Origin of the sequence: Bradyrhizobium genosp. SA-3 (genome assembly GCF_004212635.1) — a bacterium.
GTDB lineage: Bacteria > Pseudomonadota > Alphaproteobacteria > Rhizobiales > Xanthobacteraceae > Bradyrhizobium.
This window is the reverse complement of record NZ_PSRT01000204.1, coordinates 1-11,497: the sequence shown is the minus strand read 5'-3', so window position 1 is coordinate 11,497 and position 11,497 is coordinate 1. Positions and strand designations below refer to the sequence as shown.

General features: G+C 60.1%; 10 protein-coding genes and 1 pseudogene. 7 read left to right on the top strand and 4 right to left on the bottom strand.

The window, feature by feature from the left end; all coding sequences use genetic code 11:
- Positions 1-315: 315 nt before the first annotated feature.
- The gene (locus CWO91_RS43510) at positions 316-477 is read right to left on the bottom strand and encodes a hypothetical protein (RefSeq protein ID WP_165406026.1); all 162 of its coding nucleotides are present in this window, start codon (positions 475-477) and stop codon (positions 316-318) included.
- Between the two features lie 489 nt (positions 478-966).
- Between CWO91_RS43510 and CWO91_RS39210 the strand changes: the two genes are divergently transcribed.
- From CWO91_RS39210 to CWO91_RS39190, 5 genes are all read left to right on the top strand, one after another.
- Positions 967-1,374 carry a hypothetical protein gene (locus tag CWO91_RS39210; protein ID WP_245471521.1) on the top strand — a complete coding sequence of 136 codons (408 nt, stop codon included), beginning with the start codon at positions 967-969 and terminating at the stop codon, positions 1,372-1,374.
- A 723-nt stretch (positions 1,375-2,097) separates the two neighbouring features.
- On the top strand, positions 2,098-2,238 hold the full coding sequence (locus tag CWO91_RS43505; RefSeq protein WP_165406025.1) for a hypothetical protein: 141 nt from the start codon (positions 2,098-2,100) through the stop codon (positions 2,236-2,238).
- Positions 2,239-3,034: 796 nt separating this feature from the next.
- Entirely contained in the window at positions 3,035-3,514 is a 480-nt protein-coding gene (locus tag CWO91_RS39200) for a hypothetical protein (protein WP_130220720.1), read from the top strand.
- Between the two features lie 312 nt (positions 3,515-3,826).
- Positions 3,827-4,222, top strand: coding sequence for a hypothetical protein (locus tag CWO91_RS39195; RefSeq protein ID WP_245471523.1), 396 nt, complete (start codon positions 3,827-3,829; stop codon positions 4,220-4,222).
- A 23-nt stretch (positions 4,223-4,245) separates the two neighbouring features.
- A complete protein-coding gene (locus CWO91_RS39190) occupies positions 4,246-4,977 on the top strand; it encodes a lytic transglycosylase domain-containing protein (RefSeq protein WP_245471520.1) in 732 nt (243 codons plus the stop codon).
- Between the two features lie 585 nt (positions 4,978-5,562).
- Here the strand turns inward: CWO91_RS39190 and CWO91_RS39185 are convergent.
- A complete protein-coding gene (locus tag CWO91_RS39185) occupies positions 5,563-5,994 on the bottom strand; it encodes an SRPBCC family protein (RefSeq protein ID WP_130220719.1) in 432 nt (143 codons plus the stop codon).
- 904 nt (positions 5,995-6,898) lie between these two features.
- Between CWO91_RS39185 and CWO91_RS44825 the strand changes: the two genes are divergently transcribed.
- Both CWO91_RS44825 and CWO91_RS39175 read left to right on the top strand, forming a co-directional pair.
- The gene (locus CWO91_RS44825; RefSeq protein ID WP_130220718.1) at positions 6,899-7,333 is read left to right on the top strand and encodes a hypothetical protein; all 435 of its coding nucleotides are present in this window, start codon (positions 6,899-6,901) and stop codon (positions 7,331-7,333) included.
- A 282-nt stretch (positions 7,334-7,615) separates the two neighbouring features.
- Positions 7,616-9,412, top strand: coding sequence for a flavin-containing monooxygenase (locus CWO91_RS39175; protein WP_130220717.1), 1,797 nt, complete (start codon positions 7,616-7,618; stop codon positions 9,410-9,412).
- Positions 9,413-9,659: 247 nt separating this feature from the next.
- On the opposite strand, the gene CWO91_RS43895 is transcribed toward CWO91_RS39175, so the two are convergent.
- Both CWO91_RS43895 and CWO91_RS45705 read right to left on the bottom strand, forming a co-directional pair.
- Positions 9,660-10,163, bottom strand: a complete 504-nt coding sequence (locus tag CWO91_RS43895) for a group II intron maturase-specific domain-containing protein (protein WP_245471522.1) — start codon at positions 10,161-10,163, stop codon at positions 9,660-9,662.
- 79 nt (positions 10,164-10,242) lie between these two features.
- Positions 10,243-10,667, bottom strand: a pseudogene (locus tag CWO91_RS45705) (reverse transcriptase domain-containing protein); the annotation flags it as partial.
- Positions 10,668-11,497: the final 830 nt, after the last annotated feature.

Sequence of the window (11,497 nt, the reverse complement as noted above, 5' to 3'; positions counted from 1 at the left end):
GAATCGGGGAGCTATGTGCGGCTACCCAGGGAAACTATCGCATGAAGCGTTGCGGCTTTCGAGCCGCGCTTGCGCCATTGTCAGGGGGCCTTTTCTACGAGTGGGGTTGGCTTTTTTGAATAGGTCGCCGTGCGAAGTGCGAACGGGGAAGATCTCCGAACTCCGAAGAGGCGTAGTCTCTGCCTTCAGGGGTGATGATGTGGACGTCGTAGCAGCCCATCCCGGCAAGCTCTCGCGCCTTCTTCAAGGCTGCCTCGGAGGTTTTTCTGCGGTGCAACAGCTCACCGTGTTTGCACATTCCTCGGACGGTAAAGGTCATTTCTTCTTCTTTTTCTTCTTTCGCTTCAGGACGTCGGCCTGCGCGCGGAAGGCTTCGGCAAGAGCCTTCATTTGCCCCGAGACGAACTCATCGGCCGTCTGGGTGGCCGCTCGCTCGGCCGCCAGCGCCTGCTTGCGAATCTGCTTGGCCATTTTCATAGGAGGGCAATCTCATCCGCTGGACGTTGTTCCGCCTTCCAACGCATTCTACTAATGGCGCGCGCTTCGACGTCGCTTTAACGGCGGCTTACTAGGGCGGGAACCAAGTAGGACAGAAGCGCGTAATGGCCGCCATTGAGTGGCCTTTTTCTGTTCGTACCCACTTGCGCACAAACGACCTCAGCGCAGGGGGCTGCCGAGATCGCCAACCTTGGGGAAGGTTTACTCCGGACTTGGGGCTTTTGTGCTTGGGGTCTGGTCGGGAGCTTGGAATCGACTCATTGCCGTCAGGGTCGTTCCTCGGCGCTCAGTAAAAAGCAGCCCCAGCTCGGGAAACTGAGGCCGCATTGCTACTTGTTCCCGATTCGTAAATTGCGCAGCAGACGCCTATCTTCGGCCCATGCGTATGGCATACGAGCTCTGCCTTGCGACTGCCGGCAAGCAGGTCCCGTCCGGACCGAACTGGCTTCATGAGATCTCGGCTATCGGATGCTGGTCATCCGAGAGAACGAGCGCGTGCGCCTGCTCTCGCGCAATGGCAGCGACTGGACCAATCGCTATCCCTGGATCGCCGAGGCCGCGCTGAAGAACCGGCAGAAGCATTTCGTTACTGACGGAGAGGCTGTGATCCTCGGCGTCGACAGCATCTCCGATTTCAACGCGCTGCACTCGCGCAAGCACGACGGCGAGGTCCAGCTGTGCGTCTTCGATATCCTCGCGATAGGTGGCGATGATCTACGGTCTCTCCCCTTGCACCTGCGCAAATCGCACCTAGAGAGGCTTCTGGCGCGACGGCCGGACGGGATTACCGTCGCGCCGTTTGAACGGGCGAGATCGGGCCCGATCTCTGTTCCGAGCGGCCGCCGCGCTGCCCGAGGCCGTGCACGACAAGCCTGAGTCGCAAGCCGCCATGAGGCGCTGATCCTGGTCGCTGAGTGCAGAGGCCCGGCGATGTTTGCGCGCCTCAGCATCATGCGAGCCTTGAACCACGGAAAGCCACCGCCAGATTCCGGACCACGGCCCCAAAAAGCCGAGGCGTAAAGGGTGATCCGATGACAGTCTTTTGTCTACGTCAACACCAGCAAACAGGTCGGCGACAAGGAGCACATCAAAATCTTTGCTAACCAGAATGCGGCCGAAAAATGGTTCGAGGAAAATGATCCTGGGGGCGTCGCGTTCGAGTATGAGGTTCTGGAGTGAACCGCACCGATCGGTAGACGATTATCTTTCGGGTGCTTCGATGCGCCCATCGCCCCGTTGTAGAACGCCTTGTAGCCGCTCCCCGGTTGAGGGACACTGTCTGCGTTTCAGGAAATTACTTTGGAGGGCGGGCCCATGCCCACGATACTGGAAGAACTATTGTGGTCTGCAGCTCTGACGACTTGGCTCATGCTTCTCTGCGGCTTGATCATCGCGGCGGTACGGGCTCTTGCAAAGACCATTCGCCAGCAGTTCGAGATGAGGCTTAAGTCGAAAGAGAAGCGAAGTTGAACAACGAGGCCTTGGCCAAACTTGGTCTTCGTATTGCTGCTGGCCTGGGTCTCCTGTCGCGCCCTATGGACTATTGGCGCGCTAATCCCCGTCTCGCGGCCCGAGCCAGCAATTCGGTGAGGCCTTAGCATGCTCGACAAAGTGATGCAGCTTCAGCTTTCTCATTGGCTGATGATCGCCGGCACGTTCCTGGTGATAGTCGGGTCTCTCGGCATGCTCTTTCGGCGGCGAACGGACCCGTCGTCTAAGCAGGCCTCCAATGACCATTAATTGAGCCTCATTGGTGCCCTTGGGCTCACCCTCCGGCACTCACCGTCCCGGGAAATCCCGGTCGCGCTCCCTGGCACGCTGCTTGCCAATTGATCCCACCACGCAAGGAGGCCACCCAGCAATGGAGGGTAGCTATAGACCCCAAAAAGGCGCCGAGCGCCCGCCGGCTCACGCTGGCGGAGCGCCATCTATATGCGAGACACCGAAGTTTTCGCAAATTGAGACGAACGCCTTTTTCGCCTCTGCATCCTCAAAGCAAAATCGTGACCCTTGGATGCCGCGCTCAATCCACCAGTCCATTTTGTTTGCCCTTGAAATGCGGGATGCCTCTCCGCGCAACTGATCCAGTAGCCTTCCGTAGGCTCGAACAAGCACACAATTTGTCATTTTTCCTAGCCAAAAGCGCACTGTCTTAACTAGCCTTGAACGCAAGAGTCCTTCGGACTGCTCATCGCGCACGCACGTTGAGCTATCCCTTCGAAACGCCAGAAAGTCACCGACTCGGTTGCTCCGCAACGATCGCACTTCAAGCGCTCATGGCCGAGCATGTAGCGCCCGCTGATCGCGTCAGATTTGCAAGATGGACAAACCAATAAAAAATTGCGCATCCGCCAGCGCATCACAAGGTCACCCAACACGCTCATCCGTCCCTAATCAGGTATCTCGCTGAAGTGGAGATTAGCGAACCTTTGCGCGCCTGAATGTTCGTTTGCGAACACTGGACCGCGGCCACTTGCCCCCGCGTGGTGGCGTCCGTTCCGGAAGGTGTTAAGCTAGGTATGAGTGCGAGAGAGCGATGAGCCATGAAGCAAAAGAAGCGGGCATTGCGGCGCTGATCAGCGGCATTCTGGGCGGCAAGCGCGCGGAGGAGCAAGCTTCCAGACCGCATCCGCTCACTGAGCCTGCCCCGCCAGCGCTGACTAGCGTGCCCGCCACCGCACCTCCGGCGCGGGAGATGCCGCCAACGTTCCAAGAGCCCGTGACCGCGGCCGCGCCGCCAGCCCAGCCAGCTGCTCCCAGATCCGTCGGCCGCCCCGATGAAAAGCGAGCGCGATTGCCAGCTGTGGCGATCGGCGATCTCGTCCTTGGTGAGCTTCGAAAAATGGATGGCTTTCCGAGCTCCGGGGTTTCGATCACCGTTTACGGAAGTCGACCTTGGAACGCCATGATCAGGTTCGCACCGTTCTCGACCACTGCCCGGGACGCTGCCCGCCTCCGACACGCTTTGCCGGACATCGTCTTCAGACTTCGGCAGTATGTGGATATTCAGGCATAACAGACATACGGCAGCTTACTGATTGCCTAGTCGGCGCCCCTGGCGCCCACCGGCACGAAAGCCATGACAAAGCCCGGAGCCAGTCAGTACAGACCAGACGGGCCGACCCGCGTTAACCCTGTCTCTGATCTTCTCCCGTAACCCCCGCCAGCGGTTCGCTTCTGCCGCTAAGCCGCCTCATTGGATCTCTGCAATCGTCCTCCGATTTTTCGGCGCTCATTTCCGGCGGGCTTTGAGCGAGGCTTCTCCTTCGGAGAACGTGACCAGATGAGAGTGGCTCTCATCCTTGCTGGCCTTGGTACACTCGCGGTGATGGAGCTCGAGACGCCGCCGCGCGCGATAAAGCCTGTCGACGCGCCGCCCGCTCAGGCGACCGTTGGCCCACACGATACGCTGACGACTGCCGACCGGCTCGAAATCCCGCACATGCTTCAAGCGCCATCGCAGCCGATTTCCTCGCGCGAAGTGGTGCCTCTGCCGGATCAAACCGCGATTGTTGCGGAAGAGACCTCAAAGATCATCGCGCAGAAGCGGAATGCCCGAGGACGAAAATACGCCGTCGCGCTGCCCAGACCTCGGGTCGAGCACGGAAAGGCAACTGCGAAACACAATCGAGTCAAACCGGTCGCGGAGATCAAGCCCTGCCCGTCAGGTGTCTTCGATGGCCTATTCCGAGCATTGAACCTGTCAACGCGATGCCAGACCTAGCCCAACGTTTCCTCTGCATCGAGATGGCTGAGGCCATCCCGCGGCTCCTCCCGCGTGCGTCAGAGTCGTGTCCCGACGAAATCCGGCCACCGCGCCCGGACGAGCGCGGGTACGTTGTCGCCACGCGGGACTGGCTGTCGGCGGAATCCATCACGGTCGCGCTCGGAGTGGCGATCGGCCTGGCTTTCGTTGCAAGTTTCGTCCTGTTTCGCGACGCGCATTTGACCGGGAGATCGGTCGACAAGACGGCCGCGAAGGCGTTGGTCGAGCGCATTGTCGTCGCCGAGTCCAATGGTGACCCGAATCAAAAGAACAAGCGGTCGAGCGCGACCGGTGCAGCGCAATTTCTCGATGACACGTGGCTCGAAGTCGTTCGAAGACACCGCCGCGATCTGATCAAGGGGCGCAGCGACAAGGAAGTGTTGGATCTGCGGCGAGACCCTGAGCTTGCGCGAGAGATAGCCACCCGACTGGTCGAGGAATATACGGCGATGCTCAACAAGCGCGGTCTGCCGATCACACCCGGCTCTCTATACCTGGCCCATTTTGCGGGACCGGCGGGGGCGATAGCGCTGTTGTCCGGCGCAGAAAATGCCGATGCCGCGTCCCTTATGGCCGCTGCTGACACGACGGGTCGGACCACGCGCGAAAAACTGGTCAACGCCAATCCGTTCCTCAAGCTGCTGACGGTCGCCGACATCAAGAGGTGGGCCGATCGCAAGATGGCGGTAGGCAATTCGCCAGGGCGATCATGAGAGCCTGGAGACGGTGGTATTGCGCGGGTAATTGTGACGATTGACGGATCGGCACGTGCCCTTGGCGAAACGTGTATCGTTCCAGCCAATATCACCGTGCAACACTTGAAGAGATTTTCGATCCTCGAACCAACCGAATGGTGCCACGCATTGGCCCCCAACTAGCCAGAATCACGATCGCAAATTCAGCGCGTTGAGGATCGCGATCGAATTAGCGCGCTGGTCCGATCGAACCCCGACTCCCGCTCCATCGCTATTCAGCCCCCAGCCCCAGCGATGGAGCGGGGCAAGATTCAGCGCGCATCTTGTCGGCCGCGCAGCATGCGGTCGCGGGCATCGACGCCTAATTTGACTTCTTTAGCTGACATATTTGTTCCTCCCTGAATTGAAATCCGTCTCTCACCTGCGAGGCTGCACCGGCAGGCGCTCCTCAGGGGTGAGCGCTTGCGGCGGTCAGCGTTAGGCCGCCTTCTTGGAGCCGGCGACGTCGGTGAGAACGCCCATGATGTCGCTCTCCTTCATGATCATATGCGCCCACAGGCGCGGCACCGCGGCCGATTTGGAACACCACGTCCCGTTTTGCGGTTACGCGCCCCGCTCGAGCAGTTCCTTCAGCTTTTGCTCGTTTCTCGGCAGCTGCCTTCGCACTTGCCGAAGGATGAGCGGAGCAAGCACCCTGGCGATCCCGTGGGCCTCTACTTCGAGGGCGATCGTTACGCGCGACCGCTTGCCGTCATCGAGTGGCTCGACTGTGCCTTTGGCAATCGCTGTGAGCGGGCCGCCAACGCCACGCACCGTCCACGTCCTCGGAGGATTCAGTTCGGTTATCTCCTCCATCCCCTGCAACTTCCGCGGACCGACCCGTCGGGTCACCACGGCTTTCAGTGGGGCGTCACCTTCCCGGCGTGCCGACACGACGCCCCCCTGCCATTCGGGAAAATGCGAAAAGTCCGTCGCGTATAGGAAGACGTCTTCGGGGCGACGGGATATCTCAATGCTCTCTACGATCGCTGCCATCTGTTCCTCCTTTGCTCCGATATCCCGCGGATGCGGCCGGGCCGAGGTGCTGAACATCCGTCGCCGCGGGGCTGCCAGGGCGGAGGCGCCGGGTCAGCAAGGGTGTCGCAACAGCAAGTCCCAGCGACGAGAAAGCTTTTCCCGCCAGGAAGCTCGTGAATTCAACCTTCCGTACTGACGGACAAGTCCCCAACGGCATTTCCGGCAAAACTTTTTTGTCTTGAATTCACAGAGAAATTTGCGTTGCCCTGAGAGAAGGCTATTTCGACAGCTATCGGAGTGTATCGAAAGAACGAGCGCGTGTGTCTAGAAGCAACGCCTAATCCCGGTTCTCACCCTCTCCGTCCGATACCGTCGATTGAAAGTGGTCACCAGCCGAAACGGATACCCGGCCCACGCGCATTGCTTCCTCCTGCGAAGGCTTGTCATCGTCCGCGACGATGTCGTCGCCGCTCCCAATCGTCAGGCGCCGGGATCGGGTCGCCTCACCTAGGCGGGCAACGGCCAGATGACGCCTCTACCCTTCAATTCCTTGTATCGTCGAGTATGGCAGCGGATGCTTCCGAGGTCCGACATTCCGCGCGACAGCACGTCGCGGTCGAGACGCGCCGCGGCATCGATCGCCGCCATAGTAGTGGCCTGAAGCGCGACCATCTTGCTATTTGGAGTCGAGCTGGACCACGAGTCAATGTTGGCTACTGCGCCGTTGGGGCATCAGCAGAGGTGACCTAGCTAGCCTGCTCAGTCCGCTTAAACCTAGGCCAGGAGCCGAATAGTTGGTAGGGTTCACGTTTGAGCTCTCCCGCGCCGTCATTACTGTGACTGGATTGCCAGTTGCCTTTCCCGCCGCGCGGATGGTGTCGATGAACAGCTTCGCGGCCGGGTTCAAACCAATCGGACCACCATGTCCTCTAGCTCCAACGCCAGTATCGCCAAGAAAGCGCGCACGAAGGCTGAGGCGGATTTTCCCACTTGGCTCATGATGGCCAAGCTCGGTGGTTTCGATGACCTGCCGTCCAACGCCCAAAGCTTTCTGACTAACTATCGAACCCGCCTCGAGACAATGAGCGAGGCCGAGTCCACGGCCCTCGCCGTTCGCGAGGTCTACAGCGCTTATTACGGCGAGATGGGAGGCGTAGGCGCAGCGCCGGAACCAAAGGCTCGGACGCCAACGACAGAGGGCGAAGTCGTGCGGTCCCAGAGGCCGCCTGGATCTCAACCCGGTCAATCGGCTGCGCGCCATTCGACGAGGCCAATGCCCCGAAAATCCCTCCCGGCACTGCTGATTTTCGCGAGCATGGTGGCATTGATTGTCGCGATCAGATTTCTAGCGCAGTAAAACCGCCCGCGGGTTGTGTGCGACGTCCGCTTTTCCCCCGATAGCGACTAAATTGCAGACATCGTGCACTTCGCATTTCGCACCAATTCCAGACTCGTGCATCGCAGCAAACAGAAGTCTTAGTCTACCACCTCGTCGGTGGGCGGCGTTGTTGCAGGCGAGCGCGGAGAGGTGATGAAGCCGACCGGGAACCCTGCCGCTCGAGTCTGGATTCCCGCGATGATTGGGGTATGGTTACGCTGCCTGCGCAGAATAATTGCAAACGACATCCGGGAGGAAGCGATGCTCGACACCACGCTTAGCGCGCGCGTCCAGGTTTTCCTCGACAAGTTTGAAGCCGCGCTTGCGGCGGGCGATCTCGACGCCGCCGTGGGAATGTTCGCTCCGGAATGCTACTGGCGCGACCTTGTTGCCTTCACCTGGAACATCAAGACCATGGAAGGCCGCGATCAGGTCCGCGACATGCTCGTGCATTGCCTCGCGGATGTGAAGCCGCGTAACTGGAAAACCGCCGAGGGTGAAACGCCAACCGAGGCCGGCGGCGTGACCGAATCTTGGATCACGTTCGAGACCGATGTCGCGCGCGGATATGGACTCATCCGCCTGCAGAACGGTCAGATCTGGACGCTCTTGACGACCATGGCCGAACTGAAGGGCCATGAGGAAAAGGCCGGCTTCGGCCGACCGCTCGGCGCGAGGCACGGCTTCCATCCCGGCGCCAAGACCTGGAAGGAACTGCGTGACGAGGAAGTCGAGCAACTCGGCTTCAAGACCCAGCCCCACGCGCTTGTCATCGGCGGCGGACAGGGCGGCATTGCGCTCGGGGCGCGGCTGCGACAGCTCGGTGTGCCGACGATCATCGTCGAAAAGAACGCGCGCGCCGGCGATTCCTGGCGCAACCGCTACAAGTCGCTCTGCCTGCACGACCCCGTCTGGTACGATCACTTGCCCTACATCGATTTCCCCAAGAACTGGCCTGTGTTCTCGCCCAAGGACAAGATCGGCGATTGGCTGGAAATGTACACCAAGGTCATGGAGCTGAACTACTGGACGAACACCACGGCCAAACAAGCCAGTTGGGACGACGCCAAGAAGGAATGGACCGTCGTCGTCGAACGTGATGGCAAGGAGATCACCCTGCGGCCGAAGCAGCTTGTGTTCGCGACCGGCATGTCGGCCAAGCCGAACATGCCGAAAATCAAAGGCATGGAAACCTTCAAGGGCGAGCAGCACCATTCCTCACGCCATCCCGGCTCCGACGGCTACAAAGGCAAGAAGGTGGTGGTGATCGGCTCGAACAATTCGGCCCATGACATCTGCGCTGCGCTGTACGAGAGCGGCGTCGACGTAACGATGGTGCAGCGCTCGACGACGCACATTGTGCGATCGGATTCGCTGATGGAGAGCATCGCCGATCTTTATTCCGAACGTGCCGTCCGCGGCGGAATGACCACGGCAAAGGCGGACCTGATCTTCGCCTCACTGCCCTACCGGATTTTGAATCAGTTTCAGAAGCCGGTCTACGACAAGATCCGCCAGGATGACGCCGCTTTCTATGCCGGGCTGGAGAAGGCCGGCTTCAGGCTCGACTTCGGCGACGACGATTCCGGGCTATTCATGAAATATCTGCGCCGCGGCTCGGGCTATTACATCGACGTCGGCGCCTCACAGCTTATCATTGACGGCAAAATCAAACTGTTCGCTGGACAGGTCGAGGAAATCACGCCCAACGGCGTCAGGCTCGACAACGGCAAGGAATTGCCAGCGGACGTGATCGTCTATGCCACCGGCTATAGCTCGATGAACGGCTTTGTCGCCGATCTCGTGAGTCGAGAAATGGCCGACAAAGTCGGCAAGGTCTGGGGCCTCGGCTCGAATACAACAAAGGACCCCGGCCCATGGGAAGGTGAGCAGCGCAACATGTGGAAGCCGACGCAGCAGGAAGGCCTATGGTTCCACGGCGGCAATCTGCATCAGTCGCGACATTACTCGCAATTCCTTTCCCTGCAGTTGAAGGCGCGCTACGAGAAAATCCCGACGCCGGTCTACGGCCTGCAGACTGTCCATCACAAGGCCTGAAATTGCCGAGTGCACAGCGGGGCTCGCGGATTGCGAGCCCCATGCTATTATTTCCGGGTCTCCGCGCTCGCCAACGCAATGTCCGCCTTGTCTCGCTGAGCCGACATCGCTGACGTGATCCGCCATGTCGGAAGGGGGTAGAGTCGAGATGTGGCGCGGTGACGGTAGGCTGAACATATCTGTTGGCCGCCTCTTTCGTCTGGCGGTGCCTTAGTGGTTCACCCTTGGCTCCGTTTCCACATCCCGCTCATCGAACCGGACAGGCAGATTTCCCGCATCCGGCTCTCGGACAAGACTTCAAGCCTTCGCCCACGGCATGTCGCGCCCAAGCGCGGTTAGGCGTACGAGCCCGAAGTAGCGAGAGTGGATAGGTCCCGCCCCTGCGTCGCCTGACCTTGTGCTTGAAGCGCAACCACCGGCGCAACCGCGCAGCCGCGTAATTGTCGAGCGCGCGATACGCTTTGGTGACGGTGCCTACATTGAAGTAGTTCGCCCATCCGCGCAGCGTGCGGTTCAACTGGCCTACGAGCTCCGTGGTCTCTTGCCAAGTTCCTGATCGGGCGGTGAGCGCGTGAATGCTTTCGGTCACGCGTTTGATGCTCTTGCGCGATGGCCGGTAGCCCAGGCGCGCCTGGCCGGTTTTCGCTGAGTACATCCGCCCGAACGTGTAGCCCAGGAAGTCGAACTCTCCTTCCGGTACCTTGCAGATTCGTGTCTTCTCCTCGTTGACCATCAGCTTCAGCCTTCCCATGATCACGCAAGGCCTCTTCAGCTTTGCCCCGCCTGCACAGGATTACGAGATCGTCGGCATAGGTCACGATGCGAGAGCCGAGGCTTCGCTCCAGCCCGAGCATCTTCCATCCCAGCACAAACCGGCGCATGTACAGGTTCGCCAGCAGTGGTGAGATGGGTGAGCCTTGCGGGATGCCTCGGTCGTCCGTTTCTTCCTTCCTCGATCGTCGGTTTCTTCCACGGGACATTCCAGCCACATCTTGATCAGATGCAGCACGCGTCGATCAACAATCCGGCGCGCTACCGACTTGAGAAGTTCGGCATGCGGAATGCTTCCGAAGTAGTCCGCGAGGTCGGCGTCCACGACTTCCGGATGGCCACGGAACAGCTGCGCTTCCACCTCGACCACCGCCTGCTGGGCGTTTCGCCCGGTGCGATAGGCATATTGCTCTGGTGGAAGATCGGCTTCAAAGATCGGCTGAAGCACCAGCATCGCTGCTGTCATGCAGACCCGATCACGCACGGTCGAGATGCCCAATGGCCTGCGTTTGCCATTGGCCTTCGGTATGTACACTCTTCTGATAGGGTCCGGTCGATACGTCTCCTGCCTGAGCGCAAGCGCCAGTTCGCCAAGCCACCGCTGCACCCCGTACGCCTCGAGGTCCGCGAAGTCCTGCCCATCTACACCCGGTGCGCCCTTGTTGGAGCGGCATTGAGCATAGGCAAGGGCCAAGATGTCTTCCCGGCTGATCTTGTCGTACAGAGCGTAAAAGCGGTAGCCAGCTTCTGCCCTCGCTTTCGCGTGTAACGCCGTCTGCAGTTTCTGAACACTCGTTGGAGTTGTCAGGTTGCCCAATCCCCAGGTCCCTCACTACGTCTTGCGTTCGTCTTGAACTGAGGTCCCTTCCCTCCGCCGGCGTTACCCGGCTTCAGCGGTACTACAAACCTCTCCGCCACCCCAAGGCGCCTGGCCTGTCCCTCGCGGGCGTCCGGTTGATCATCCCTGACCACGCCTTGGGGCCTCCCGTGTTGCGTACGCTTTCCTTGTGTACATGCCGTCGCCACTACCCCGGCACAGCGACTGGAGGTATTGCTTCGCTCACGTCGCCCCAGTCGTGTCAGCCTTCCCTTATATGGCCGTCAGGTCGGCCTGTGCATCGTCCTTTTCGAGGCTTGCTCAGCGTTCACTCGCGTTACGGCCTGCACACTCGCGCCGTCACCGTATATCGTGACAGCTATCCGAAGGCTTCAGCCACTTCGTCACCTCCATAGCTGCTCCGGTTGCTTCCGGCTGGAGCGTTTCGCCGGGTGGGACTTGCACCCACTGGAAAGCGCCGCCTTCTCACGGCGCAC

Excerpts from the sequence above, each read along its gene's own strand:
- CWO91_RS39200 (WP_130220720.1), top strand. The coding sequence starts at position 3,035 with ATGAGCCATGAAGCAAAAGAAGCGGGCATTGCGGCGCTGATCAGCGGC.
- CWO91_RS39175 (WP_130220717.1), top strand. The coding sequence starts at position 7,616 with ATGCTCGACACCACGCTTAGCGCGCGCGTCCAGGTTTTCCTCGACAAG.
- CWO91_RS43895 (WP_245471522.1), bottom strand. The coding sequence starts at position 10,163 with ATGGGAAGGCTGAAGCTGATGGTCAACGAGGAGAAGACACGAATCTGC.
- CWO91_RS39185 (WP_130220719.1), bottom strand. The coding sequence starts at position 5,994 with ATGGCAGCGATCGTAGAGAGCATTGAGATATCCCGTCGCCCCGAAGAC.
- CWO91_RS44825 (WP_130220718.1), top strand. The coding sequence starts at position 6,899 with ATGTCCTCTAGCTCCAACGCCAGTATCGCCAAGAAAGCGCGCACGAAG.
- CWO91_RS39190 (WP_245471520.1), top strand. The coding sequence starts at position 4,246 with ATGGCTGAGGCCATCCCGCGGCTCCTCCCGCGTGCGTCAGAGTCGTGT.
- CWO91_RS43510 (WP_165406026.1), bottom strand. The coding sequence starts at position 477 with ATGAAAATGGCCAAGCAGATTCGCAAGCAGGCGCTGGCGGCCGAGCGA.
- CWO91_RS39210 (WP_245471521.1), top strand. The coding sequence starts at position 967 with ATGCTGGTCATCCGAGAGAACGAGCGCGTGCGCCTGCTCTCGCGCAAT.
- CWO91_RS43505 (WP_165406025.1), top strand. The coding sequence starts at position 2,098 with ATGCTCGACAAAGTGATGCAGCTTCAGCTTTCTCATTGGCTGATGATC.
- CWO91_RS39195 (WP_245471523.1), top strand. The coding sequence starts at position 3,827 with ATGGAGCTCGAGACGCCGCCGCGCGCGATAAAGCCTGTCGACGCGCCG.